The following is a 25,164-nucleotide window of genomic DNA, read 5'->3' on the forward strand; positions in this document are numbered from 1 at the left end:
CCCCCCCCTGCAAAGGGGGCGCCGCGGTTCATGGCGCGGGGACGCCCGGGGCGCCACCCGTAAACACACCCCCCTTGGGGGGGGGGGGGGGCGCCCCCCCCCCCCGAGCCCGGAATCCATTCTTCAACCGTCTCTGCGACCAGATGGATTCCGGGCTCGCGCTGCGCCCCGGAATGACAGCGGCGGGAACCCTGTCATCGAGTTTGTACACAGCCGTTAACCGTTCCTAAAGATGTGGCCTAGCGGGCGTTAACCCGCGTGCTACACCTCTCGCACAGCGCATCGCCGTGGATCGCGCCCCAGCCCTGATCGAGTTTCATGAGCCATCCAGTGTCCTACGCCCCCGCACGCGCGCCGCTGCCCGATCACGAGCAGAAACAGGCCGCACTGAGCTATCTCAACGAGGCCTGGGCCGAAGCGCGCCATGATGGCGTCGACGGCGACTGCCTGGCGCAGGCGAGCCTGTTCGCGGCCCTTGCCGAGCTCGTCGGCACCTATGGCGAGGACGCGGTGGCGAAGTTCGTCGAAGGCTTTCCCGGCCGCATCCGCAACGGCGAATTCTCGATCGACATTTCCAGACAGTAAGTCTTTCTCCAGGCAGTAAGCCTTGCCGAAAACGCCCCCGCCACGCGGGCGGGGCCAGCTTCCGCTGCAAACGGAATACGCTCCCGAGCCCGTTACGGCTCGATCTTGAGCGTCGCTTTCATGTTGGGATGATAGCGGCAGTAATAATCGACCGTGCCTGCCCTCTTTAGAACCAACGTCCCTGATTTTTTCGCAGGCAGGTTGACGTCGAAATCGCCGTTACCAGCCGTCGCGGTGTGGGCGAAGACGTCCTTGTTGATCCATTCAATGGTGTCGCCGACCTTCGCCGAAGCGTCTTTCGGCGACACTTCGAGGTTCTCCATCGTGATCTCTATGGTCGCAGCGTGCGCCGGGACGGCCAACGCCACGAGCAGGACCGCTGACGCGATCGCAGACAATCGTCCCGGCATTATCGCCTCCCTATTTCAGCTCCGCCGCGACGTGCTCGGCGTGCTGCTGATGGCCCTGGAAGATTTTCAGGCCGGTCTGCAGCAGGCTCTTCAGTTCGGCATTGCTGGCGGACGGAATGAGCTGGGTTTCCAGCGCGCCATTGACGGTTTTGTGGTAGGCGACCTCGTTTGCGACATAGGCCTTGTCGAAGGCCGCACCGCTCAGCTTGTCCAGTTCGGCGAGCTTCTCGCTCGCCTGCTTCGACAGCGCCTTGCTGGTCTCGTTGTCTTCAGGCGTGACGTTCAGCTTCTTGACCAGCGCGAGCGCCTGCTTGTTGACGGCCTCATGGTCGCGCAGCATGTCCTCGGCAAACGCCTTGACGTCCTTGTTCTTGGCCTTCTTCTGCGCCTGCTTGGCAGCGTTGATGTCGATCACGCCCGCGGTGTAGGCGATATGGGCGATCTGCGGATCGGTCAGCTTGTCGGCTGCTCTGGCGCCTTGCAGCAGCGCGGGGCTCGACAACAAGACTGCAGCGGCGATCGCCGCGCTCCAACGAACGAACATGGTTTGACACTCCTGTGGTGCCGGACGCTTTGCCGGCGCGTTGCTTCACAGGCGTTGGATGGGACTATGGCGCGAACGTTCCCGAAAAACTTCAGCCGCCGATGCCGAGCCGCTTCAGCACTGACACGGTCAGCCGCTCGCAGCGCCACCCGGCGAACGGGAACGCATCCATCACCACCGGACCGATCTCCTTCTCGACGTTCTCGCGCAGCATGGTCCGCGCACGGTGCAGCCGCGTCTTCACGGTCTCGGGCTTGACGCCGAGCAGCTCGGCGGTCTCCTCGATGTTCATGCCTTCCATGACACGTGCGACGAAGACCATGCGGAAGACATCCGGTAGTTCATCGATGGCGCGCTCGACGACGCGCTGGATTTCACGTTGGGCCATGGTCCTTTCCGGATCGCCTGCGGAAGAAGCGGGAAATTTGATGATCTGCGCCTCGAGCGTCGCTTCGGGCACCGAGCCCAGCTCGACATGCGGCCTGGCGCTTCGGGCCCGGCCAAGCGCCTCGTTGATGGCGATGCGCGACAACCAGGTCGACAGTCCGGCCTCGCCGCGGAAGCCGTCGAGATGGGTGAAGGCGCGGACATAGGTTTCCTGAACGACATCCTCGGCTTCGCTGTCGCTGCGCAGAATTCCGCGCGCCAGACGATAGAGCCTGCGATTGTTGGCCTGCATGATCTCGCGTAACGCGGCCTCGTCACGGCCCCGCGCCCGCTCGACCAGTTCCGCTTCCAAGGTCCGGATTTCCGATGTTTTGGCGCCGGCGGATAGGCCGGCTGCGGTCCGTGGCATGGCGGTCACCTGCTCGTTTTGGCTTCGTCCTGACATTGGATGCCGCCCCAAGGGAAAGGTTCCCAACTTTCTGGCCTCCCCTGGGGAGGGACCAGGGAATGTCCTAATCCGTCTCGATCGGGAGCGCCGGATTTCTCGCCCACTCGCCCATCGAGGCATCGTACAGCGTCAGCTTGTCGTAGCCGAGTTGCGTCAGCAGCAGCAGGTCGATCGTCGCCGAGATGCCGCCGCCACAATAGCAGATCACATTCTTGTCGCGGGTGACGCCTGCCGCAACGAATTTGGCTTCGGCGTCGGCGAGCGAGGTCAGGGTCTTATCGGCATTGACAAGCGTTGCCGCTGATACGTTGACGCTGCCGGGAACGCGGCCGGGCCGCCCGTAGCGGCTCGGCTCGAGGCCGCGATGAAATTGTGGACCGAGCGCGTTGACGATAACAGTCGCGGGATCGCCGAGTCGCGCCTGCACCGCATTCTTGTCGACGAAGAAGTCTGCGCGCGGCGCCGCCTTGAAGGTCGTGGCGGGATAACCCTTCGGTCCTCCTGATACGACCGGCCGACCCTCTTCCTTCCATTTGTCGAGGCCACCGTCGAGCACCCGCGCGTCGACGCCGAGCGAACGCAGCATCCACCAGAACCGCGTCGACCACATCATCGTGCCGATGCTGTAGAGCACGACGGACTTGGACGGATCGAGGCCGTGGCGGCCGAAGGCAGCCTCCAGCTGGGCCACATCAGGCATCATGAAGAATTGCTGCGCGGAGGCGTCGGAGAACTCGCCTTGCAGGTCGAGAAAATCAGCGCCCGGGATGTGGCCCGCCTCGAACGTCTTGTCGCCGGGCACGGCGCGATAGGGCACGTCGCTGCCTGGCGGCACCGGCTCGTTGTAGGTCGTGCAGTCGTAGAGGCGCAGGTTGGGATCGCCGAGCTGGGCTGCGAGTTGCTCGGTGGTGATGAGGGGGGTCGGTTGGGTCATTCACTCCTCCCTCAGCGTCGTCCTGGCGAAAGCCAGGACCCATTACCACAAAATCAATTGTGGCACACAAGCGTAGCCACCCCATCTTCGCAACAAAATGCAGTCGGGGTAATGGGTCCTGGCTTTCGCCAGGACGACACCGGATGTGTGGGAAGTTTGTGCCGCTTACCTGCAATCCCTACGCCTTCAACGTCTCCAGAAACCGCACCGGCTCACCTTGCGCGGCCGTCACGAGTTCGCCCTGCCACATCACGCGGCGACCGCGGATGAAGGTGCCGACGGGCCAGCCGGTGACGCGCAACCCGTCGTAGGGAGTCCAGCCGGCCTTGGACGCGACCCATTTGTTGGTGATGGTCTCGCTGCGCTTGAGGTCGACGACGGTGAAATCCGCGTCATAGCCGGCGGCAATGCGGCCCTTGCGGGCCATGTTGTAGAGGCGCGCTGGGCCGGCGCTGGTGAGGTCGACGAAACGCGCCAGCGACAACCGACCCGCATTGACGTGATCGAGCATGAGCGGCACCAGCGTCTGCACGCCGGTCATGCCGGAGGGCGAGGCCGGATAGGTCTTCTGTTTCTCTTCAAGCGTATGCGGGGCGTGGTCCGAGCCGAGCACATCGATAATGCCCTGCTCGATGCCGCGCCAGATCCCGGCGCGGTGATCCGCGCCGCGCACCGGCGGGTTCATCTGCGCCAGCGTGCCGAGCCGCTCGTAGCATTCGGGCGCGACCAGCGTGAGATGATGCGGCGTTGCCTCGCAGGACGCGACGTCCTTGTGGTCGCGCAAAAATTCGATCTCTTCCTTGGTCGAGATGTGCAGCACATGGATGCGCTTGCCGGTCTCGTGCGCGAGCTTCACCAGCCGCTGCGTCGCCATCAGCGCCGCGGTCTCGTCGCGCCACACCGGGTGCGAGCGCGTGTCGCCCTCGATGCGCAGCGGCTTGCGCTCGTTAAGACGGTATTCGTCCTCGGCGTGGAACGCGGCACGGCGGCGGATCACCTGGAAGATGCGGCGCAGGCTTTCGTCGTCCTCCACCAGCAGCGCGCCGGTCGATGAGCCGATGAACACCTTGACGCCGGCGCAACCCGGCGCACGCTCCAGCACCGGCAGATCCTGCACGTTCTCGCGGGTGCCGCCGATGAAGAAGGCGAAGTCGCAATGCATGCGGTGATGGGCGCGCTTCACCTTGTCGGTGAAGGTGGCCTCGGTCACGGTCAATGGCGAGGTGTTCGGCATCTCGAACACTGCGGTGACGCCGCCCATCACGGCGCTGCGCGAGCCGGTCTCGAGGTCTTCCTTCTGCTCCAGCCCGGGCTCGCGGAAATGCACCTGCGTGTCCATCACGCCGGGCAGGATGTGCAGGCCCTTGCAGTCGATCACCTCGGCGGCGGAAGCCTGCGACAGGGTACTGATCTCGGCAATGCGGCCGTTGACGACGCCGATATCGCGGGCTCCCTCGCCGTCCTGGTTGACGACAGTGCCGCCCTTGAGGATCAGGTCGAAACGCTGGGTCATGGCTGAAGGCCTCTCTCGTCCCCAAGCGCAGGGCTTGAGGTCTTGTCGTTTTTGCCTTGCGGGCTTACGTTCCGGAGCAACATGTCGCAAGAGATTTTCGTATGAAATCAGCGTTTCTTCCAGACCGGGGCGTGATCAAGGTCGCAGGCGAGGATGCGCGCAACTTCCTCAATGGCCTCGTCACGACCGATGTCGACAAGCTGAAGCCGGGCCTCGGCCGATTCGGCGCGCTGCTGACGCCGCAGGGCAAGATCATCGTGGATTTCCTGATCACGGAAGCGCCTGACGGCCATGGCGGCGGGTTCCTGATCGATTGCCCGAAGCCGCTTGCCGATGGCCTCGCCACCAAGCTGAAATTCTACAAGCTGCGGGCCAAGGTCACGGTGGAAAACCTGTCCGAGGATCTCGGCGTGCTCGCGGCCTGGGATGGCAAGCCCGCGGCCCAGCCCGATCTCGCTTTCGCCGATCCACGCAATGAAGACCTCGGCTATCGCATCCTGATCCCTGAAGACCTCAAACAGAAGCTGTCCGATCTGATCGGCGCCGAGCTCGTCGACGCCGCCGCCTACGAGGCCCACCGCATCGCACTCGGCGTGCCGCGCGGCGGGCTCGATTTCACCTACAGCGATGCGTTCCCGCACGAGACCAACATGGACCGCCTTTCCGGCGTCGATTTCGACAAGGGCTGCTATGTCGGCCAGGAGGTCGTCTCGCGCATGCAGCATCGCGGCACTGCGCGCACCCGTAGCGTCAAGGTGCTGCTCGAGGACTCCTCGCCGGAGCCCGGCGTCAGCGTCATGGCCGGCGACAAGCCGGTCGGCACGATGGGCTCGTCGGCGCAGGGCAAGGGTATTGCGCTGGTGCGCATCGACCGCGTCGCCGACGCGCTCGATGCGGGACAGGCGTTGACTGCCGGTGGCCTCGCTGTGAGGCTGGCGGAACCAGACGTCGTGCGCATTCCAACGAAGCAGCCCATCGCATGAGCCGCGCCCCTCGCCTGCATGCCGACGGAAAGACGCGGTGCCCCTGGCCCGGCGAAGATCCGCTCTACGTCGCCTATCACGACACCGAATGGGGCGTGCCGGAATATGACGACCGCGCGCTCTATGAGAAGCTGATCCTCGACGGTTTCCAGGCCGGCCTGTCCTGGATCACGATCCTGCGCAAGCGCGACAATTTTCGCAAAGCCTTCGACGATTTCCAGCCGGAAAAGATCGCACGCTACAACGAGAAGAAAGTTCACGCGCTGATGAACGACGCCGGAATCGTGCGCAACAAGGCCAAGATCGACGGCGCGATATCAAGCGCGAAATCCTATCTCGACATCATGGAGAAGGGCCCCGGCTTCTCAAAATTCCTGTGGGACTTCATGGACGGAAGGCCCAAGGTCAATCATTTCAAGACCACCGCGAGCGTACCGGCCTCGACGCCGCTCTCCATGCAGATCTCCAAGGAGCTGTCTTCGCGCGGCTTCAAGTTCGTCGGCCCGACCATCGTCTATGCCTTCATGGAGGCGACCGGCATGGTCAACGATCATCTGGTCGACTGCCATTGTCACGCGAACTGCGGCAAGACGCAGCGCAAGCCACGCCTCAAGTCCAAATGACGGCCAGGAAGTCGTCACCCGATGTGGCGTCTCGTGCCTGGCAGCGAATGCTGTCGGGCCGGCGGCTCGATTTGCTCGATCCCTCCCCGCTCGATATCGAGATCGCCGACGTCGCGCACGGGCTGGCGCGTGTCGCCCGCTGGAACGGCCAGACCATTGGCGCGCACATCTTCTCGGTCGCGCAGCACACGCTGCTGGTCGAAACCGTGATGCGGCACGAGAACCCGCGCGTGGATCTGCGCATGCGGCTTGCCGCGCTGCTGCATGACGCGCCCGAATATGTGATCGGCGACATGATCTCGCCGTTCAAGGCCGTGCTCGACGGCCATTACAAGGCGGTCGAGAAGCGCCTGCTCGGCGCCATCCACATCCGCTTTGGCCTGCCGCCGATACTGCCGGACGAGATCACGCTGGCGATCAAGGCCGCCGATCGCGGCGCGGCCTATCTGGAGGCGACGACGCTCGCTGGCTTCAGCGAGAGCGAGGCCAAGCGCCTGTTCGGCAAGGACCCCGGCCTGTCCGACAGCGTCCGGCGCGACTATCTCACCCCCTGGACTGCTGCCCGGGCCGAGAAACAGTTTCTGGAGCGGTTTGGCGTCGTGTTTGCGTGATCGTTGTCGTGGGTTAAAGTCCTGCAGGGCGGGCAATTGGGCCCTTGCGCCGCCCCCACTGATTTTGCGCAATGAGACGAAAGTGGTGGGTACGCTTCGCTTTGCCCACCCCGCCAACGCTCGCTATAATCTGCGGAAAAAGGTCCGCCATGATCCACGTCTGCTCCCTCGCCGCCCTTCCCGAAACCGTCCGCCTTACCAAGGCCAGCCACGTGCTGACCGTGATGGCCAATGTCGAGCAGGTGGCGCGGCCGGTGTCGGTACTGCCGGCCAACCATCTCAAGGTGTCGATGGACGACATCACCGAGGAGATGGACGGCTTCGTCGCGCCATCGGAAGCGCATATCGAGCAGGTGCTGAACTTCGTGCGCAGCTGGGACCGCGACGCGCCGCTGGTGGTGCATTGCTATGCCGGCATCAGCCGCTCCACCGCGAGCGCCTTCGCCGCCGTGTGTGCACTCAATCCGGATCGCGACGAAACCGAGATCGCTAAGAAGATCCGCGCGGCTTCCCCGATCGCCTCGCCGAACCGCCGCATCGTCGGGCTTGCCGACCGTGCGCTGGGGCGCAACGGCCGCATGCTGCGCGCACTCGACGAGATGGGCCCGGGCGCGATGATGGTCGAGGGCCGCCCCTTCGTGATCGAGCTCGAATGAGAAGAGAGTCGGATAGCAGCCCCAACGGGACTGCGCTCCCTCTCCCGCCTGCGGGAGAGGGGTGGGGAGAGGGTATCTCCGCATCGGGACAGTCCCCTAGAGGAGAAAGCTCTCACCCAGCGCTGCGCGCCGACCTCTCCCGCAAGCGGGAGAGGTTACAGCGAGTCCGCGGCGAGACCGGCTCAATCAACTGGAATACGTATGTGATCACTCACGCGATCTCATCCGCATGAGCGAAAAGCTGCTGACGCCGATCGAGATCGGCCTGACTGCCGCGATCGTCGCGATCGAGAATCATGAGCCGCTGATCCTCACCGCGGGCGACAGTGACGAACTGGCGGGCCTGCCGTTCGGCCCGTTCGATGCGCCGAGCCATCGCACTTTCGAGATCGGCCTGCGGGCCTGGGTCGAGGAACAGACGGGCCTGCGGCTCGGCTATGTCGAACAGCTCTACACGTTCGGCGATCGCGGCCGGCATGCCGAGGCCGGCGACACCGGCGCGCACATGGTGTCGATCGGCTATCTCGCACTGACGCGCGCCATCGGCGGCGAACTGGCAGCCACGAGTGCGAGCTTCGCGCCGTGGTATCGCTTCCTGCCTTGGGAGGACTGGCGCGAGGGCCCGCCCGCGATCATCGCGGACAATATCATCCCGGCATTGACCGAGTGGGCCGAAGGGGAGACGCCGGAGACGACGCGCGCATTGCCGCGGAGGGATCGGGTGCGGTTCTATTTCGGTCTCGACGGCGCATCATGGGACGAGGAGCGCGTGCTCGACCGCTACGAGCTCCTGTACGAGGCCGGGCTGGTCGAGGAAGCGCGGCGCGACGGCCGCCCTGCGGCATTAGCGCGCAAGGCCCTGTCCGCGCTCGGCACATCCATGCGCTTCGACCACCGCCGGATTCTTGCGACAGCGATCGCGCGACTGCGTGCCAAACTGAAGTATCGTCCTGTGGTCTTTGAACTTTTGCCCGCCGAGTTCACACTTACCGAATTGCAGTATACGGTGGAGGCGATCTCCGGCCGACACCTGCACAAACAAAATTTCCGCCGCCTGGTCGAAATGGAAGCCCTGGTCGAACCGACCGGGGTGATGTCGACACAGACGGGCGGACGTCCGGCGGCGCTCTACCGCTTCCGTCGCGACGTGCTCCAGGAGCGGCCCGCGCCGGGCTTGCGCGTACGCTCCCGGCGCTAACCCGAGATATGCGCGATCGGCCCCTGCCCGCCGATTGCCTGGAGGCTTTATGTCTGACGGCCCGTTCGACGTCTTCGCGCTGATCATTGCGGTCATCGCTTTCATCATCGCGATCAAGGCCTCCAGCCAGACGGCTGAGCTGCGACGACGGCTGAGCTCGCTCGAAGCGACATTCCACGCGCAACGGCCCGTGCAGCCGCCGCGGATCCCGGCAGATGTGTGGGCTGAAGCGTCCGCGACGACTTCCGCAGCGCCGCCGCCGCTTGTGCCCCAAGCCGAAGCGGCAGCCGACGCGCCGCCCCCGATCGTCACCGAGGATGCTTCACCGCTTCCGCTCGAAGCGAGCACCGAGGCCAACGCGCCGCCCCCGCTGCCCGCCCCCGCGCCCGGCTTCGAGGAACGGCTCGGCACGCGTTGGGTGGTCTGGATCGGCGGCTTGGCGCTCGCGCTCGGCGGCTTCTTCATGGTGCGCTATTCGATCGAGGCCGGCCTCGTCGGCCCCGGCGTGCGCGTGTTCCTTGGCGGCGTATTCGCGCTTGCGCTGCTTGGCGCCGGCGAATGGTCGCGGCGCAAGGAGAGCATCTCCACCATCGCCGCGCTGCCGATCGCCAACATTCCCGCGATCCTCACCGCGGCCGGCACGGCGGTGGCGTTTGCGACCATCTACGCGGCATACGCGCTCTATGGCTTCCTCATGCCCGCGACCGCCTTCGTGCTGCTCGGCCTCGTCGCGCTCGGCACGCTGGCTGCGGCGCTCTTGCACGGGCCCGCGCTCGCGGGCCTCGGCGTGGTCGGCGCGTTCGTGACGCCGCTCCTCGTCTCCAGCGGCAAGCCGGACTATTGGGCGCTCTACATCTATCTCGCCATCGTCACCGCCGCGAGCTTCAGCCTCGCCCGTATCCGGTTGTGGCGCTGGCTTGCGGTCACCACGATCGCCTTCGCCCTGCTCTGGATCTTTCCGGGTCTCGATACCAGCGACTTGCAGGTCGCGCCGCACGCTTTCCATGTGATCGCAGGCTTCGTTCTTGCCGCTCTTCTCGTCGTCTGCGGCTTCATGTTCGGCCCGACGATCGAAGACGGTGAGATCGAGCCGGTCTCGTCGGGCTCGCTCGGTGCCTATCTGTTCGGCGCGATGCTGATCGTGCTGTCGACCGCGCACGCGGACCTGGCGCTGATCGCCTTCACGCTGCTCGTCGGCGCGACGCTGCTTGTCGCCTGGCGCACGCCGGCGGCCACCGGCGCGCTCGGCGCAGCCGCCGCAACCGTCTTCGTCGTGTTCGCCGAATGGGCGGTGCGCGCCAATCCCGACATGCTGGTGCTGCCGGGCGGTCCCATGGCGGGCATCGCACCGACGGCGATCGATAGCGCGGTGACGCTGCATCTGGTGATGGCGGCGATCTTCGCCGCCGGCTTCGGCATCGCGGGCTTCCTCGCGCAGGGCCGTTCGAACTCGGCGATCATTCCGGTGGTGTGGTCGGTCGCGGGTGTCGCGACGCCGATCGCGATCCTGGTCGCGCTCTACGCACGCATCGCGCATCTCGACCGCTCGATCCCCTTCGCCATCCTCGCGGTGCTGCTCGCCGCCGCCTTCGGCGCTGCCACCGAGGCGCTTGCGCGCCGCGAGACCCGGCCGGGCGCCATGATCTCCACGGCCTTGTTCGCGACCGGCACGCTCGGTGCGCTGGCGCTGGCGCTGACATTTGCGCTGGAGAAGGGCTGGCTCACGATCGCACTGGCGCTGATGTCGCTCGGCACCGCCTGGATCTCGATGCAGCGGCCGATCCCGTTCCTGCGCTGGCTGGCCGCGATCTTCGCAGGCCTCGTCACCGCTCGGATCGGCTATGATCCGCGCATCGTCGGCGACGCCGTCGGAACCACGCCGATCTTCAACTGGCTGTTGTGGGGCTACGGCCTGCCGGCGGCATCGTTCTGGACGGCGAGCCTGTTCCTGCGCCGCCGCGCCGACGACGCCCCGCTGCGCATGGTCGAAAGCGCCGCGATCCTGTTCACCGCGCTGCTCGCCTTCATGGAGATCCGGCACTTTGCGACCGGCGGCGACGTGACGTCGGCACCGTCGCTGCTCGAATGCGCGCTGCAGGTCTGCGTCATGCTCGCCATGGCGATCGGGCTGGAGCGCCTGCGGCTGCGCAGCCGCAGCGTCGTGCACAATGTCGGCGCGGTCGTGCTCACGGTGATCGCCGGGCTCGTCGGCGTGTTCGGCCTCCTGATCCTGGAGAACCCGCTGCTGTGGCGCACCGACGTCGGCGGCGCCGTGTTCAACCTGCTGCTGCTCGGCTACGCGCTGCCGGCGGTGCTGATGCTGCTGCTGTCCTATGCCGTGGCTGGCGAACGCGGCAAGGCCTACGCCAACACGATTGCGGGGGGTGCACTGCTGTTCGCGCTGACCTATGTCACGCTGGAGATCCGCCGCTTCTATCACGGCCCGATCCTCTCCGCCGGGGCGACGACGGGCGCCGAGCAATATACCTATTCGATCGGCTGGCTCGGCTTCGGCGTGGTGCTGCTCGGCGTCGGCATTCTCGTCAATTCCGAGCGGGCGCGGCTGGCGTCGGCCGTCGTGATCGCGTTGACGATCCTGAAGGCCTTCGTCATCGACATGTCGACGCTGACGGGCGTCTACCGCGCGCTGTCGTTCATGTGCCTCGGCATCGTGCTGGTCGCGATCGGCTGGCTCTACCAGCGTATCCTGTTCCGGCGGCAGGTCGCACCGCCGCCGGCTCCGCAGACGAGCATGTGAGGATCAGGCCGCACGAACCGATTCCAGGAATTGCGCGACCTCGACCTTGAGACGGGTGCTGTCCGTCGCCAGCGATTTCGCCGCCGACAGCACCTCGGTGGAAGCCTCGCCGGTCTCGATCGCGCCGCGCTGCACGTTGGTGATGTTCGAGGAGACTTCCTGCGTGCCGACCGAGGCCTGCTGCACGTTACGCGAGATTTCCTGCGTGGCCGCGCCCTGCTCCTCGACGGCGGCGGCGATGGCCGCAGCCACCTCGGACAGCCGCTCGATGGTGCCGCCGATCTCCTGGATGGCACTGACCGATTCCTGCGTCGCTGCCTGGATGCCCGAGACCTGCGCCCCGATCTCACCGGTCGCTTTCGCGGTCTGCTCCGCCAGCGCCTTGACCTCGGAGGCGACGACCGCGAAGCCGCGGCCCGCTTCACCGGCACGCGCGGCCTCGATGGTCGCGTTCAGCGCCAGCAGATTGGTCTGGCCTGCGATGGTGTTGATGAGCTCGACGACGTCGCCGATGCGGGACGCCGCCTGCGACAGCGCGTTGACGCGGTCGTTGGTCCGGCTCGCCTGCTCGACGGCCTCCGCCGCCATCCGCGCCGAATCCTGCACGCGGCGGCTGATCTCGGTGATGGAGGACGACAGCTCCTCCGAAGCCGATGCCACCGCCTGGACGTTGGTCGAGGCTTCCTCGGAGGCGGCTGCGACGACGGTCGCGAGTTCCTGTCCGCGCTGCGCGGTGTTGGTCAGCGTCGAGGCGGAGGCCTCGAGCTCGGTCGAGGCCGAGGAGACGGTCCCGACCACCTCGCCGATCATGGCTTCGAACTTGCGGGTGATGGCATCGACGCGGCGGCCGCGTTCGATCTTGGCTTCGGCGTCGCGCGCAGCGGCCTCGTCGGCGGCCTTCTTGGCAATCAGCGCCTCTTTGAATATCTGCAGCGCATCCGCCATCGAGCCGATCTCGGTCTTCTCGCCGCGATGCGGCACCTCGGCCGAAAGGTCGCCCTCGCCGAGCGACTGCATCGGGCGGATGATCGAGGCAATGCCACGAGAAACGTCGCGCACGAGATAGTAGGCGGCGCCGATCGCGATCACGACCGAGAGCACGATGATGCCGACCAGCACGCGGAAGATCATGGCGTAGCTGTCGGCGGCCTGCTTGGTCTCCAGCTCGGCGCCGCGATTGTTCATCTCGATGCCCTTCTGAAGCAGCGGGTCGGCGGCCTGGGCCATCTTCGCGACCTTGGTCTGCAACAGCTCGTTGGCGTCGGCCGGGAAACGCCCAACGCCCTTGCGCGACAGCGCCATCACGTCCTGCACGCCGTTCAGATACTCGGCCCATGCCGCGCTCCATTGCCCGTAGAGCGAGCGCTCCTCGGCGGAGGTGATCAGCGGCTCGTAGACCTTGCGGGTCTGGTCGATGCGCGCGCGCAGCGAGGCCAAGCGCTTCTCGGCGGCGTCCTTGCCCTCGATGGTGTCCTGCATCAGATGCAGACGGAGCGCGACGCGCAGCTCGTTGATGTCGGCGCGAAGCGAGCCGAGCGCGCGCACGCTGGGCAGCCAGCTCTCCGCAATCTCGACCGTATGGGAATTGATGTTCTGCATGGTGCCGATCGCCGTCACGCCGACACCGGCGAGCGAAAGGACGAGGACCGACAGCACGGCCAGAAGCTTGAAGACGATCGACAATTTCGACATCACGACAAATCCCGATGTTACCTGACAACGCGCAAATCACTTGCGCCGTGATCGCCACGACGGTGGCGAGACGGATGTCAGTTCAACAATGCTGGCTGGTTCTTATCCCGTGAGATTGCACACATAGTCGCAAGCAGGCGTTAACAGGGACCTACGTAAAATTACGGGACACTTCCGACAGTCGTGATTTCTCATGCAACCATCTGTTGCAGCTCACGGCCACCTCATGCTGCCACGCGCACCCTGCCCGCTTGCACCGCAACATGCGACCGACGCGGCGGCTGTCACGCCGCCCGTACCGATTCCAGGAAGCGCGCGACCTCGCTCTTCAGCCGGTGGCTCTCCTGCGAGAGCGATTGTGCTGCCGAATGCACCTGCGCCGAGGCAGCCCCGGTTTCGCCTGCGCCGCGCTGGACGTGGCCGATATTCGCCGAGACTTCGGAGGTGCCATTCGCGGCGTGCTGGATGTTGCGGGAGATCTCCTGCGTGGCCGCGCCTTGCTCCTCGACCGCGGCGGCGATGGTCGACGAGATCTCCGACATTCGCGCGATGGTGTCGCCGATCTCCTTGATCGCACCGGCTGAGTCTTGCGTTGCGTTTTGGATCGCACCGATGTGCTGGCTGATCTCGCCGGTCGCTTTCGCGGTCTGCTCGGCGAGCGCCTTCACTTCGGTCGCGACCACGGCAAAACCCTTGCCGGCTTCGCCCGCCCGCGCCGCTTCGATCGTCGCGTTGAGCGCCAGCAGATTGGTCTGGCTGGCGATGGTGTTGATCAGCTCGACCACGTCGCCAATGCGGGAAGCGGCCTTGGTCAGCTCGGCGACCCGCGCATTGGTGCGCTGGGCCTGCTCGACGGCGACATCGGCGACACGCGCCGATTCCTGCACCTGACGGCTGATCTCGGAGATCGAGGAGGTCATTTCCTCGCTCGCTGAAGACACCGACTGCACGTTCGCGGAGGCCTCTTCGGAGGCCGCCGCCACGACGGTGGCAAGCCCGTTGCCGCGCTCTGCGGTCTGCGTCAGCGTGTTCGAGGACGCCTCCAGCTCGGTTGCCGCCGACGAAACAGTTTCGATGATCTCGCCGACGGCGCCTTCGAAATTATCGGCGAGCCGGTGCATGTCGGCCTTGCGCTGCTGGCGCCCGCGCGCCTCGGCTTCGATCTGCTCGGTGCGCAGCCGCTCGGCTTCCGCCATATTTGTCCTGAACACCTCGACGGCACCGGCCATCTCGCCGATCTCGTCCCTGCGCCCGATGCCGGGAACGGAAATCGAAAGCTCGCCGCGCGCAAGCCGCGTCATCGCCCCGACCATGCCGGCAAGCGCCTTCGAAATCGAGCGCCCCAGAAGGAAGCCAACCGCGGCGAGGACGACGACGGTGACGCCAAAGGCGACGGCCATCCACAGACGCACGGAATCGCGGGTCGCGGCCTCTGCAGCTTCGGCCTTCCTGTAGAGGTCTTCGACTGTGTTGCGCACCTCGATCATGCCCGGTTCCAACCCACGGAATGTTTTCATCATACTGGCGTCGAGGGCCGCAGTTTGCTGCGCGGTCTCCACCCAGGCCGCGAACTCGGACTGGTACTTCTGCAGCTTGGCCGTGATGTCATTCATCACGGCCGTAGGGACTGCGACGACCTCGATCGCCTTGGAGAATTCGGCTGCGGCCTTCTTCATCTCGACAGTGTATTTTTGGTCGCGCCGCAGCATGAAGTCCTTCTCGTGCCGCCGCATCATCAGCATCCAGCTCGTGCTCCTGGGATCGTCGATCTCCTTGAGCTTGGCTTCGATGTCGTGCACCGCGGCGCGGAGCGAGCCGGACAGGCCCAGCGTCTCGTTCAGGCCGAGCCGGGTCTCCGCGGCCACCAATTTGCCGAAGTCCGAGGCGTATCGCTTGAAGTCGTCCTGGGCCTGCTTCATCCGGTCGGACAGCGCGGTCATGCCGCCGGCCGCCATCAGACGCTCTATCTCTTCGAAATCGCGGTTGATCGGCCCGATCAACTCCGCGTGGGCCTTGGCGTAGCTCTCGTTGCGGCGCTGCTGAAAATTCTTCTCGTTGCGGCGCGCCTCCAGCATCTCGATCGAGAGCTGCTTGTCGAGATCCGCAATCGCACGAGCCCGGTTGGCAACGTCGCGGGAGGCGTCCTGGGAGAGACTGCCGATCTCATAGATCGCGCCGAAGGCGACGAGACCCAACAATCCGAACAGTCCGATCGCCATGACCTTATGGGTGAGGCGAATGGAAGGGCCACTCATGGGATGTGCTCCAATAAAATCGATACGCAATACAAGGAGGGCGACTCGGCACCCGGAATATTGCGGAGATCATGACTGCATCGGTTTTCCGGAAGGTTAACCGTGCGGCTCATCGCGCCGCGGCATCCAACTGCGAACGCATGCGAACCACCGCGCGTCTTCGCGCGGCGGTTGCAGTCGATCGATGATTGGTGACGGCGGCCGCGTCATGCCGCGCGCACGGTATCGAGGAAGTTGCCGACCTCGAGCTTGAGGCGGTTGCTGTCGCCCGACAGCGACTGCGCCGCCGCCAGCACCTGCGACGATGCCGAGCCGGTCTCGTTCGCCCCGCGCTGCACGTCGGTGATGTTGGCCGACACCTGGTGGGTGCCTTCCGCCGCCTGCTGCACGTTGCGGGAGATCTCCTGCGTCGCCGCGCCCTGCTCTTCCACGGCAGCCGCGATGGTGGAGGAAATCTCCGAGAGCTTCTCGATAGTGCCGCTGATGTCCTTGATTGCGCCGACCGAATGCTCGGTCGCGGTCTGGATGCTGGCGATCTGCTGCCCGATCTCGCCGGTGGCCTTCGCGGTCTGTTCGGCGAGTGCCTTGACCTCGGAGGCGACGACCGCAAAGCCGCGACCGGCTTCGCCGGCGCGCGCGGCCTCGATGGTCGCGTTGAGCGCCAGGAGATTGGTCTGACCCGCGATGGTGTTGATCAGCTCGACCACGTCGCCGATCCGCGTCGCCGCCCTGGACAATTCGCCGACACGCTCGGTGGTGACACGCGCCTGGCCGACAGCTTCGTTGGCCACGCGCGCTGATTCCTGCACCTGCCTGCTGATCTCGGTGATAGAGGACGACAGCTCCTCGGTCGCGGACGCCACCGCTTGCACGTTGGTGGACGCCTCCTCGGAGGCCACAGCAACCATGGTCGTGAGCTGCTGCCCACGCTCCGCGGTCGATGTGAGCGTCGAGGCCGACGCTTCCAGCTCGGTCGCTGCCGAGGACACGGTATCGACGATCTCCCCGATCGCGGCTTCGAAGCCGTCGGCCAGCTTCCGCATCTCCGCCTTGCGCTGCTCGGCTGCCTGCCTCTCGGCCGCAGCGTGATCGCCACGCATGCGTTCGACTTCGAGGCCGTTCTGCTTGAAGACTTCAACGGTCCGGGCCATCTCGCCGACTTCGTCACCTCGGCGGGTGCCTGGCACGACCGTCGTGAAGTCGCCATTGGCGAGCCCACCCATCGCTGCCGAAATGGCTGAAAGCGGCTTGATGATCCGGCCAAAGGTGATCCAGAAGCTGAGGCCAGCGAGCATCACCGAGGCGCAGAGCAACACGACCGTGAAAGCGAAACTACGAGTGCTGCCTTCTGCCTGCATCGTGGCTTCGCGGTCAGCGGCCGCGCCGATGGCTTCACCGAGCTTCAGCACCGCGTTGATGCCGGCAGTGGCCCGCGTGAAGTACTCGGGTCCGGTGATCTTGTAGTCCCCGCCCTCGCCACCGGCGAGCACAAGCGCCCGCGTTTCACCGTAGGCTCCAAAATAGGATTTTTCGACCTCCGTCATCGCCTCGCCGATCTGCACGGCGAGGTCGGAGCGCAGCCGCACCGGCAATACCGTGTCCCATGCGAGTTCGACCTTGGCCCGCAGCGCCGAAAGGCGCTCATAGCCCTCCATCCCGAGCTTCGCGCGCGCACCGACGACCCCAGCCAGCAGGGCCCGCTCCCGTCCGGCATTCTCGGCCATCTGAGCTGTCAGATGTCGCAAGCCGATGAGCTGCGCCAGCCTTGCCACGGGCGGGCTGGTGAGCGTCTCGAGCGTCAGCCGCAAGCGGTTGCTCGCGAGGTCGATCACCTCCGTAATCGTTGGAACGAAGCCATCTACGAGGTCAGGCTCACGTTGGACGCGCGGGCGCGACATTGCCGCGTCGGCCTTCTCACGCAAGAGACGCAGCGCCTCGAATTTCGCCGCGGCGTCCGCAATCTGTCTTTGCCCCGCCGTCATTTCGGGAATCGCGCTGATATCGAGGATGGCTTGGCGAAAGGCCTCGTCGGCCGTTGCGCGCGCTTTTGCGATCTCGGCACGGCGCTCGGCGCTGACGACATCAGGAGACTTTAGCACGGCGTTGGTCAGCCCGCGTTCAATCGCCCAATGTCCTGCGCTGCGCAACAGCAGATGGGCAACTGCATTGACCTTCAGGAATGCGTCGGACTCTCGCCGCTTGAGGATGGCCTCATAGGCGATGAATCCGGCCGAGGCCAACCCCAGCAAGACCAGGGCAGAGATGATGATCGGCAAGATCGTGCCGATCCGAACATGCCCGAGTCGACTCCACGCGCTGGCGGCCTGAGTTCGGGCCTGCTGATGATGAGCAGGGCTCAACATGGTACGTTTCCCCCAAAGGAAACACGCAGCCAAGTCCTTGCCGGCTGCATGGACGTTGATCGTCCTTGCAGGAGAATCTAATCCCTGGGGTTTCGCATTCTGGTTAACGGGAGGGCTCGGAGAAATACTGAGATTTCAGCCCAAATAGTTGAAATGGAAGAGATAACTTCGCGAGAAAGTTGTAAATTTCAGCTTGAGGTCGCCGCTGTTTGCTTTTGCAGCCGACGTTCGCCAAGGCATGCGCGAGACGTTCGCGGCGACGATCAGGATGCAAAAACGCCCCGCCAAAGGAGGCAGGGCGTCTCCCGAACTGTCTGGAACGAGGTTCTTAGGCGGCGCGCACGGTGTCCAGGAATTTTCCGACCTCGAGCTTGAGGCGGTTGCTGTCGCCCGACAGCGACTGTGCCGCTGCCAGCACCTGCGAGGATGCCGATCCAGTTTCGCCCGCGCCGCGCTGCACGTCGGTGATGTTGGACGACACTTGATGGGTACCTTCCGCCGCTTGCTGCACGTTGCGCGAGATCTCCTGCGTCGCTGCACCCTGCTCTTCGACGGCCGCCGCGATCGTGGATGATATCTCGGATAGCTTTTCGATGGTGTTGCTGATGGCGCTGATCGCGCTGACCGAGTCCTGCGTCGCGGCCTGAATGCCGGAAATCTGCTGGCCGATCTCGCCGGTCGCCTTCGCGGTCTGCTCCGCGAGCGCCTTCACTTCGGAAGCCACCACGGCAAAGCCGCGACCCGCCTCCCCGGCGCGTGCCGCCTCGATGGTGGCATTGAGCGCCAGCAGGTTGGTCTGGCCGGCAATGGTGTTGATCAGCTCGACCACGTCACCAATGCGAGCCGCCGCCTTGGACAATTCGCCGACACGGTCGGTCGTGGTTCGGGCCTGGGTCACCGCCTCGCTCGCGACCCGCGCCGATTCCTGCACCTGCCGGCTGATCTCGGTGATCGAGGACGACAGCTCTTCGGTCGCGGAGGCAACCGACTGCACGTTGGTCGACGCCTCCTCGGAAGCCGCAGCCACAACTATCGTCAGTTCCTGTGCCCGCTCCGCCGTCGAGGTCAGCGTCGAGGCCGAAGCCTCGAGCTCCGTCGCGGCCGAGGAGACGGTATCGACGATCTCGCCGACGGCGCCTTCGAAACTGTCGGCAAGCCTGCGCATATCGGCCTTGCGCTGCTCGGCCGCCATCTGGTCCTGCCGCATCTTGGCTTCCGCTTCCTCGCGCGCCTTCTGCTCCGACACGATCTTGAATTTCTCGACAGCCGCGGCGACGCCGCCAACCTCGTCCTTGCGGCCGAGACCCGGCAGGACAACAGAGAAGTCACCACCAGCGAGCTTGTCCATGGCAACCGTGAGCGCGCGGATCGGCCGCGCGATGGTCAGGAAGGACATCAGCCACGAACCGATGAGGACGAGCACGGCGCACGCGCCGACCACCATGCCGAGACGCTCGCTCGTGGCCATCTCCTGTTGCGCGGCAGCGATTTCTTCCTCGCTTTTATGCTTGGCGAGATCGGCAATCTCGCTGGTCAAATTATCCAGTTGCGTAGCGAGCGGCAGCGTCACCTCACGTACATGGCGCGCGCCTTCCTCGGAAATCTTGGCAGCGCGGGCGGGGTCCGTCGCCGCCACGGCCATGGCCTCGCTGCGAACGGAGGCGTTCTGCTGCGCACCCTTGAGGTAATCGGCGGACGTAGACTTGAGCTTCTCCATCCGCGCGCGATTTTCCGCGGAGTGCGTCAATCTGAGCATGGAATCGACGACGCCGTTCAGCGCTTTCGACCGCTCCAGCAGAAGCTCGCTCGCCTTTTGCAAGTCGCCCTGATTGTTGGCGAGACGCATGTCCCGTACGGCGAGCTGCATGCCGCGTATCCCAAGCTTGGCTTCGGTGGCCTCGCGGACCAATTCCTGCTGCGCAATCGCTGCTTGGTTGGAATGACGCACGGTGTTGTTGCCGATGACCTGGCTCGCGATCATGGCGCCGACGAGAATAACGCCGAACGCCGAAGCGAGCGCGAGCTTGGTACCGATTTGCAGATTCTGGATGAGTTTCGACATGGGCGCGTTTCCCGGGGATTACGCGGCCAAGTCATTGTCGGCCGCCCTCGGCGTTGATCGCCCTTGCCTAAAAACTGAGCTTCAGGTGTGGTGATCCGGTTAACGATCGCCCCCGGACAAATACCGGACTCAGCGGAATCCCCTGAAAACGGCACGGTCCGCGCGCTTAACAGGTTAACCACACGCGGCGGTAGGATGCCCGATTTCTAGCCAGTGCGACCAAGGGCCTTCTGGCTCTCGCCGATCAGGCTGATCCGGAACACCGGCTCCTTGTTCTCGTCGAGCAGCTCCATGCGCCATTCGGCGTTCGGCTTCAGGCTGCGCGAGATGCCGCCGAGCAGATTGGCGCAGACTTCGGTCATCTCGGTCCAGGCCGCAGCGCGATCCTCGAACTCATATGGCTGGTCGGCAGCACCGGAATAGCGGCCCGTGCTGATACGGAAGAAGTACAGCGACATCGTTGAACCCTTTTATCGGGCCGCGCCCCCCCGGCCGTACGCAAACTGGGGCGCGAACAGCTACCAACGCATGAAAGCCACCGTCCGTATGACTACGGCGCGGCGGCTTCGTGCTTGACGGCAGCTCTCAACGACAAAGTGCGCGGACTGTCCCGCGCACCAATTCACTGGGTGGAGCGACGAAGCTCCAGCGGAGCGTCGTCCTTGGCGGGCTCCGACTTGGCTTGCGGCTTCACCGGCTCGAGCCGGCTACTCTCGACGCGCGGGGTCTCGACACGCGCGGCGACTTCGGTGTTGGCCGCGCCGACCGAACCCGTGTGTTCCGAGGTGCGCAGCGAGCGCGGCCGCGCGACGGCACGCGCCATCAGCATCTGGTTGCCGCCCTGGTGATGGAAGTCGCAATAGGCGAAGCCCATCCCCGACACCGAGCCGCGGAAACTGCGATCGTCGGTCTTTTCAAGGTTGAAACAGGGCTCGAACGGAATGCCCTTGATCGAGGCGCAGACGTTCTGGCCGCGGATCTGAAGCGTGTTGCCGGGCAGGCGTAGATGTTTCACCGGACCTGCACCCGAGAACTGCACGGCGCCGGCGGCGCCGAGATCGTCCATGATGCGGCCCGCGCCCCGGGTGCCGTCAAAGCAGGTGAAAGCAAACACCTTCCCGGCGACGAAGCGGCGCGCCTCATCGGCGTTCATGCTTCCAGCAATGGCCGGCGCAAACGTCGCTACCGCCGTGACCGCCCCCAACACAATACGCGCAAGCATGCTCAACTCCGAACCAACCCCGCAGCGGGCTATGCCTTATCTCTTTACCCGCTGCTTACCATACTAACCATGGCGACATTGAAGCAGCATGGTTGGTAAAGTCTGAACGCCGTTAGACAATTTTTACCACGGTGCGACCGCGGACCTGGCCGGCCAGGATTTTCGCGCCCCACTCCGGAACGTCGGAAAGCGAAATTTCGTGAGTAATTTCAGCTAGTTTCGTCCGATCCAGATCGGAGGCCAGGCGCTGCCAGGCGACCTTCCGCGGCTCGATCGGGCACATCACGGAATCGATGCCGAGAAGGCACACCGCGCGCAAAATAAAGGGTGCGACGGAAGACGGCAGGTCCATGCCGCCAGCCAAGCCGCAGGCCGCGATCGCGCCGCCGTACTTCGTCATCGACAGCAGATTTGCGAGCGTGGTCGAGCCGACGCTGTCGACGCCACCCGCCCAGCGCTCCTTGGCGATGGGCTTGGCGGCCGCCGACAATTCATTGCGGTCGATCACCTCGGTGGCGCCGATCTCTTTCAGGTAGTCGGCTTCGGACGCACGGCCGGTGGACGCGATGACGTGATAGCCGAGCTTCGAGAGCACGGCGGTCGCAACCGAGCCGACGCCGCCCGCCGCGCCCGTCACCACGACCGGACCGCTGTTCGGCGACACTCCGTGCTTCTCCAGCGCCAGCACGGACAGCATCGCGGTGAAGCCGGCGGTGCCGATCGCCATGGCGTCGCGCGCCGACAGGCCCTGCGGAAGAGCGACCAGCCAGTCGCCTTTCACCCGCGCCTTCTCGGCATAGGCCCCGAGATGGGTCTCCCCCATGCCCCAGCCGGTGCAGACGACCTTGTCGCCCGCCGTCCATTGCGGATGGGAAGACTGCTCGACGGTGCCGGCGAAATCGATGCCGGCAATCATCGGGAAGCGGCGCACCACCGGCGCCTTGCCGGTGAGCGCAAGGCCGTCCTTGTAGTTCAACGTCGACCATTCCACGCGGACGGTGACGTCGCCCTCCATCAGCTCAGCTTCGTCGAACTGCGTGAACTGCGCGGTGGTGCCCTTGTCCGCCTTGTCGATCCGGATCGCCTTGAACGTCGCCACAGCAAACTCCCTGACTTGTTTCAGGGGATGTTTAGCCGATCAGGCAGGCTGCGCAACCGCCCGCTGGACCGGTTTCTCCACGATTGGAAGATTGATCAGCGCCGAGACCACGCCGAACAGGATCGAGAGCCACCAGATCGGCGTGTAGGAACCGAACCGCTCGAACACGATGCCGCCGAGCCAGACACCGAGGAAGCCGCCGACCTGATGGCTGACGAAGGCGAAGCCATAGAGGGTGGCGAACCAGCGCGTGCCGAACATGATCGCAACCAGCGCCGAGGTCGGCGGCACCGTCGACAGCCAGGTCAGGCCGGAGGCAGCGCCGAACGCAATCGCGGAGAACGGCGTGATCGGGAATGAGATGAAGGCAAGCGTCGCAAGCGCGCGGGTGAAATAGATGGTCGAGAGGATGTAGCGCTTGGGCAGACTGTTCTGGAGATAGCCGACGCTCAACGATCCCATGATGTTGAACAGGCCGATCGCGGCGATCACCCAGCCACCGATTTGCGTGGAGATGCCGCTATCGACGAGGAAGGCCGGCAGATGCACCGTGATGAAGGCAAGCTGGAAGCCGCAGGTGAAGAAGCCGAGGACAAGTAACACGTAGGAGCGATGGCCGAAGGCTTCCGCGAGCGCTTTGGTGAAGGTCTGCTGGTCCGCAGGCGCCGCGCTTGCCGTGCTTGCGACCGGCGGCGTCGAGAGCGCCAGCGCCAGCGGGATGATCAGTAACATCAGGAAGCCGAACACGGTGAGCGCCTGTTGCCAGCCGAAATTGTCGATCAGGGCCACACCGATCGGCGCGAACAGGAACTGCCCGAACGATCCCGCCGCAGTGCCGGCGCCGAGCGCAAGGCCGCGCTTCTCGGCCGGCAAGAGCTTGGTGAATGCCGACAGGACCAGATTGAACGAGCAGCCGGCGAGACCGAAGCCGACCATGACGCCAGCGCCGATGTTGAGCGACAGCGGCGTCGAGGAATAGCGCATCAGGAGCAAGCCCCCGGCATAGAGCAGAGCGCCGACGCACATCACCCGGAACAGGCCGAAGCGATCGGCGACGGCGCCGGCGACGGGCTGGCCCAGTCCCCACAGCAAATTCTGAAACGCGATCGCGAGGCCGAACACGTCGCGGCCCCAGGCATATTCATGGCTCATCGGCTGCACGAAGAAGCCAAGCGCCGAGCGCGGGCCGAAGCCGAGCATCCCGATCGCGCAGCCGCAGAGAATGATGATCGCCGGCGTGCGCCAGGAGGAGGAACGGGAGACCGAACCGAGCTCGCCCATCTGTGTCGACATGCTGTTCCTCGTGCATCGTCGCGGATTCACAAATGGCAGCCGCGAGCCAGCTCGTTTAATGCATCTGCATGAAACCCCCAAGTCAAAAACGAATGCATTCCGTGAAGAGCTGGCGCGGGAGCATTGCATTTCCTCGCGGCCTCAGCCGACGCGCCGAGGGGACCGACTTGACGGAAATGTGTGCGGCGAGATCTAGCGGCTCCCAACACGGCGTGTTATCTCCTATTTGCTCATATCGAGCATATTAATATGATTTCCGGCCTGTCGGCCGGATTTCTCAGGCTCTGTATATGCTCAGAATGAGTATAAACGACATGCACGGGAGGCTTGGATGCCGCTAACTGGAATTTACGGCCCCGACGACTTTGCCAACCGGCCGCAGGGCCACGTCTTCGCCCCGGCACGGGGCGAGCAGGCGCGAACCGGACCTCCGCTGCCGATGCCTTCGCTGGAATGGACGCCGGAGGTCGAGCGAGCCACCGCACCGCTTTACGAGCGCGTGAAACACGTCATCCCGCCGATCGAATGGCCGCTGATGGCCCCGACGATCAAGGCGATCAACGAGCTGAAGCAGGCGCGGAACGCGGTGATCCTCGCGCACAATTACCAGGCGCCGGAGATCTTCCACTGCGTCGCCGACATCGGCGGTGATTCGCTCCAGCTCGCGGTCGAAGCCACCAGGGTGAGGGCCGGCATCATCGTCCAGTGCGGCGTTCACTTCATGGCGGAGACGTCGAAACTGCTCAATCCGGACAAGACGGTGCTGATCCCCGATACGCGCGCCGGCTGCTCGCTCGCCGCCAGCATCACCGGCGCCGACGTTCGCCTGCTCCGCGACAGATTTCCCGGCGTGCCTGTCGTAGCCTATCTCAACACTTCCGCGGAGGTGAAGGCCGAGGTCGATATCTGCTGCACCTCGTCGAACGCGGTCCAAGTGGTCGAGAGCCTCGGCGCACCCAGCGTGATCTTCCTGCCCGACCGCTATCTCGCCACTTACGTGGCCTCGAAGACCGACGTGAAGATCATTGCCTGGAAGGGCGCCTGCGAGGTGCACGAGCGCTTCACTGGTGCCGAGCTGCGCAGCTATCGCGAGGCCGACCCCTCCGTACAGATCATCGCTCATCCCGAATGCCCGCCGGACGTGCTGGCCGAGGCCGACTTCACCGGCTCGACCGCGCACATGATCAACTGGGTGCGCGAGCGGCGGCCGCGTCGGCTGGTGATGATCACGGAATGCTCGATGGCCGACAATGTGCGCGCCGAGCTGCCCGATGTGGAGATGCTGCGTCCCTGCAACATCTGCCCGCACATGAAACGCATCACGCTTGCCAACATTCTGGAGAGCCTGCTGACGCTTCGCGAGGAAGTGACGATCGAGCCCGCGCTCGCGGACCGCGCGCGGCGTTCGGTCGAGCGGATGATCAATCTGAAGAACTAGCGACACACACAGCCGTCGTGCCGGCGAAGGCCGGGACCCATAACCACGCGAAGATGTCGGCGCGAAGAACGACGTCGAGCAGCTCAATCA

21 protein-coding genes are annotated in these 25,164 nt (G+C 64.9%); 8 read left to right on the forward strand and 13 right to left on the reverse strand.

The features are described from left to right. Window positions 1-318 precede the first annotated feature (318 nt). Window positions 319-585: a hypothetical protein gene (locus AC0L3C_RS22685; protein ID WP_275171645.1), complete on the forward strand. Its 267-nt coding sequence runs from the start codon at window positions 319-321 to the stop codon at window positions 583-585. Window positions 586-677: 92 nt separating this feature from the next. Here the strand turns inward: AC0L3C_RS22685 and AC0L3C_RS22690 are convergent, their stop codons facing one another. The 5 genes from AC0L3C_RS22690 to AC0L3C_RS22710 all read right to left on the reverse strand — a co-directional run bounded on the left by AC0L3C_RS22690 (window position 678) and on the right by AC0L3C_RS22710 (window position 4,821). Continuing rightward, entirely contained in the window at window positions 678-995 is a 318-nt protein-coding gene (locus AC0L3C_RS22690; RefSeq protein WP_473409024.1) for a cupredoxin domain-containing protein, read from the reverse strand. 10 nt (window positions 996-1,005) lie between these two features. Beyond that, window positions 1,006-1,539, reverse strand: a complete 534-nt coding sequence (locus AC0L3C_RS22695) for a DUF4142 domain-containing protein (RefSeq protein ID WP_473265922.1) — start codon at window positions 1,537-1,539, stop codon at window positions 1,006-1,008. Window positions 1,540-1,630: 91 nt separating this feature from the next. Then, window positions 1,631-2,335 carry an RNA polymerase sigma factor gene (locus AC0L3C_RS22700; protein WP_473409025.1) on the reverse strand — a complete coding sequence of 235 codons (705 nt, stop codon included), beginning with the start codon at window positions 2,333-2,335 and terminating at the stop codon, window positions 1,631-1,633. A 103-nt stretch (window positions 2,336-2,438) separates the two neighbouring features. Next, a complete protein-coding gene (locus AC0L3C_RS22705; protein ID WP_473409026.1) occupies window positions 2,439-3,308 on the reverse strand; it encodes a sulfurtransferase in 870 nt (289 codons plus the stop codon). 178 nt (window positions 3,309-3,486) lie between these two features. Further along, window positions 3,487-4,821: a dihydroorotase gene (locus AC0L3C_RS22710; protein WP_473409027.1), complete on the reverse strand. Its 1,335-nt coding sequence runs from the start codon at window positions 4,819-4,821 to the stop codon at window positions 3,487-3,489. Between the two features lie 101 nt (window positions 4,822-4,922). Here AC0L3C_RS22710 and ygfZ point away from each other — a divergent pair, with 101 nt between their 5' ends. The 6 genes from ygfZ (at window position 4,923) to AC0L3C_RS22740 (ending at window position 11,650) form a co-directional block, all read left to right on the forward strand. Beyond that, window positions 4,923-5,804, forward strand: a complete 882-nt coding sequence (gene ygfZ / locus AC0L3C_RS22715; protein WP_473409028.1) for a CAF17-like 4Fe-4S cluster assembly/insertion protein YgfZ — start codon at window positions 4,923-4,925, stop codon at window positions 5,802-5,804. Next, window positions 5,801-6,427 (forward strand): DNA-3-methyladenine glycosylase I, encoded by a 627-nt coding sequence (locus AC0L3C_RS22720; protein WP_473409029.1) that lies wholly within the window; start codon window positions 5,801-5,803, stop codon window positions 6,425-6,427. The genes ygfZ and AC0L3C_RS22720 overlap by 4 nt, the downstream gene beginning before the upstream one ends. Next, window positions 6,424-7,038, forward strand: coding sequence for a YfbR-like 5'-deoxynucleotidase (locus tag AC0L3C_RS22725; protein ID WP_473278979.1), 615 nt, complete (start codon window positions 6,424-6,426; stop codon window positions 7,036-7,038). Before AC0L3C_RS22720 ends, AC0L3C_RS22725 begins: the two co-directional genes overlap by 4 nt. A gap of 149 nt (window positions 7,039-7,187) precedes the next feature. Beyond that, entirely contained in the window at window positions 7,188-7,694 is a 507-nt protein-coding gene (locus AC0L3C_RS22730) for a tyrosine phosphatase family protein (RefSeq protein WP_473265916.1), read from the forward strand. Window positions 7,695-7,923: 229 nt separating this feature from the next. Further along, window positions 7,924-8,892: an NUDIX hydrolase gene (locus AC0L3C_RS22735; RefSeq protein WP_473265915.1), complete on the forward strand. Its 969-nt coding sequence runs from the start codon at window positions 7,924-7,926 to the stop codon at window positions 8,890-8,892. 49 nt (window positions 8,893-8,941) lie between these two features. Further along, the gene (locus AC0L3C_RS22740) at window positions 8,942-11,650 is read left to right on the forward strand and encodes a DUF2339 domain-containing protein (protein ID WP_473409030.1); all 2,709 of its coding nucleotides are present in this window, start codon (window positions 8,942-8,944) and stop codon (window positions 11,648-11,650) included. 3 nt (window positions 11,651-11,653) lie between these two features. Here AC0L3C_RS22740 and AC0L3C_RS22745 read toward each other — a convergent pair whose 3' ends face one another. The 8 genes from AC0L3C_RS22745 to AC0L3C_RS22780 all read right to left on the reverse strand — a co-directional run bounded on the left by AC0L3C_RS22745 (window position 11,654) and on the right by AC0L3C_RS22780 (window position 23,636). Then, window positions 11,654-13,342 carry a methyl-accepting chemotaxis protein gene (locus tag AC0L3C_RS22745; RefSeq protein WP_473265913.1) on the reverse strand — a complete coding sequence of 563 codons (1,689 nt, stop codon included), beginning with the start codon at window positions 13,340-13,342 and terminating at the stop codon, window positions 11,654-11,656. A 284-nt stretch (window positions 13,343-13,626) separates the two neighbouring features. Continuing rightward, a complete protein-coding gene (locus AC0L3C_RS22750; protein WP_473278975.1) occupies window positions 13,627-15,597 on the reverse strand; it encodes a methyl-accepting chemotaxis protein in 1,971 nt (656 codons plus the stop codon). 206 nt (window positions 15,598-15,803) lie between these two features. Further along, complete coding sequence (locus AC0L3C_RS22755; RefSeq protein ID WP_473409031.1) at window positions 15,804-17,960, reverse strand: methyl-accepting chemotaxis protein; 2,157 nt, start codon at window positions 17,958-17,960, stop codon at window positions 15,804-15,806. 328 nt (window positions 17,961-18,288) lie between these two features. Next, the gene (locus AC0L3C_RS22760; RefSeq protein ID WP_473409032.1) at window positions 18,289-20,022 is read right to left on the reverse strand and encodes a methyl-accepting chemotaxis protein; all 1,734 of its coding nucleotides are present in this window, start codon (window positions 20,020-20,022) and stop codon (window positions 18,289-18,291) included. Window positions 20,023-20,228: 206 nt separating this feature from the next. Continuing rightward, window positions 20,229-20,480, reverse strand: a complete 252-nt coding sequence (locus AC0L3C_RS22765; protein ID WP_473265909.1) for a DUF6894 family protein — start codon at window positions 20,478-20,480, stop codon at window positions 20,229-20,231. 164 nt (window positions 20,481-20,644) lie between these two features. Next, window positions 20,645-21,244, reverse strand: a complete 600-nt coding sequence (locus AC0L3C_RS22770) for a hypothetical protein (RefSeq protein ID WP_473265908.1) — start codon at window positions 21,242-21,244, stop codon at window positions 20,645-20,647. Window positions 21,245-21,356: 112 nt separating this feature from the next. Further along, on the reverse strand, window positions 21,357-22,343 hold the full coding sequence (gene acuI, locus AC0L3C_RS22775; protein WP_473265907.1) for an acrylyl-CoA reductase (NADPH): 987 nt from the start codon (window positions 22,341-22,343) through the stop codon (window positions 21,357-21,359). A gap of 39 nt (window positions 22,344-22,382) precedes the next feature. After that, window positions 22,383-23,636 carry an MFS transporter gene (locus tag AC0L3C_RS22780; protein WP_473409033.1) on the reverse strand — a complete coding sequence of 418 codons (1,254 nt, stop codon included), beginning with the start codon at window positions 23,634-23,636 and terminating at the stop codon, window positions 22,383-22,385. Window positions 23,637-23,967: 331 nt separating this feature from the next. On the opposite strand from AC0L3C_RS22780, the gene nadA reads away from it, so the two are divergent. Further along, window positions 23,968-25,074, forward strand: coding sequence for a quinolinate synthase NadA (gene nadA / locus AC0L3C_RS22785; protein WP_473409034.1), 1,107 nt, complete (start codon window positions 23,968-23,970; stop codon window positions 25,072-25,074). Window positions 25,075-25,164 lie beyond the last annotated feature (90 nt).

The sequence above is a fragment of the Bradyrhizobium sp. WSM4872 genome (assembly GCF_055811715.1).

Bases quoted from the DNA above. Each gene is read 5' to 3' on its own strand.
- AC0L3C_RS22685 (WP_275171645.1), top strand. From the start codon at position 319: ATGAGCCATCCAGTGTCCTACGCCCCCGCACGCGCGCCGCTGCCCGAT.
- AC0L3C_RS22690 (WP_473409024.1), bottom strand. From the start codon at position 995: ATGCCGGGACGATTGTCTGCGATCGCGTCAGCGGTCCTGCTCGTGGCG.
- AC0L3C_RS22695 (WP_473265922.1), bottom strand. From the start codon at position 1,539: ATGTTCGTTCGTTGGAGCGCGGCGATCGCCGCTGCAGTCTTGTTGTCG.
- AC0L3C_RS22700 (WP_473409025.1), bottom strand. From the start codon at position 2,335: ATGCCACGGACCGCAGCCGGCCTATCCGCCGGCGCCAAAACATCGGAA.
- AC0L3C_RS22705 (WP_473409026.1), bottom strand. From the start codon at position 3,308: ATGACCCAACCGACCCCCCTCATCACCACCGAGCAACTCGCAGCCCAG.
- AC0L3C_RS22710 (WP_473409027.1), bottom strand. From the start codon at position 4,821: ATGACCCAGCGTTTCGACCTGATCCTCAAGGGCGGCACTGTCGTCAAC.
- ygfZ (WP_473409028.1), top strand. From the start codon at position 4,923: ATGAAATCAGCGTTTCTTCCAGACCGGGGCGTGATCAAGGTCGCAGGC.
- AC0L3C_RS22720 (WP_473409029.1), top strand. From the start codon at position 5,801: ATGAGCCGCGCCCCTCGCCTGCATGCCGACGGAAAGACGCGGTGCCCC.
- AC0L3C_RS22725 (WP_473278979.1), top strand. From the start codon at position 6,424: ATGACGGCCAGGAAGTCGTCACCCGATGTGGCGTCTCGTGCCTGGCAG.
- AC0L3C_RS22730 (WP_473265916.1), top strand. From the start codon at position 7,188: ATGATCCACGTCTGCTCCCTCGCCGCCCTTCCCGAAACCGTCCGCCTT.
- AC0L3C_RS22735 (WP_473265915.1), top strand. From the start codon at position 7,924: ATGAGCGAAAAGCTGCTGACGCCGATCGAGATCGGCCTGACTGCCGCG.
- AC0L3C_RS22740 (WP_473409030.1), top strand. From the start codon at position 8,942: ATGTCTGACGGCCCGTTCGACGTCTTCGCGCTGATCATTGCGGTCATC.
- AC0L3C_RS22745 (WP_473265913.1), bottom strand. From the start codon at position 13,342: ATGTCGAAATTGTCGATCGTCTTCAAGCTTCTGGCCGTGCTGTCGGTC.
- AC0L3C_RS22750 (WP_473278975.1), bottom strand. From the start codon at position 15,597: ATGAGTGGCCCTTCCATTCGCCTCACCCATAAGGTCATGGCGATCGGA.
- AC0L3C_RS22755 (WP_473409031.1), bottom strand. From the start codon at position 17,960: ATGTTGAGCCCTGCTCATCATCAGCAGGCCCGAACTCAGGCCGCCAGC.
- AC0L3C_RS22760 (WP_473409032.1), bottom strand. From the start codon at position 20,022: ATGTCGAAACTCATCCAGAATCTGCAAATCGGTACCAAGCTCGCGCTC.
- AC0L3C_RS22765 (WP_473265909.1), bottom strand. From the start codon at position 20,480: ATGTCGCTGTACTTCTTCCGTATCAGCACGGGCCGCTATTCCGGTGCT.
- AC0L3C_RS22770 (WP_473265908.1), bottom strand. From the start codon at position 21,244: ATGCTTGCGCGTATTGTGTTGGGGGCGGTCACGGCGGTAGCGACGTTT.
- AC0L3C_RS22780 (WP_473409033.1), bottom strand. From the start codon at position 23,636: ATGTCGACACAGATGGGCGAGCTCGGTTCGGTCTCCCGTTCCTCCTCC.
- nadA (WP_473409034.1), top strand. From the start codon at position 23,968: ATGCCGCTAACTGGAATTTACGGCCCCGACGACTTTGCCAACCGGCCG.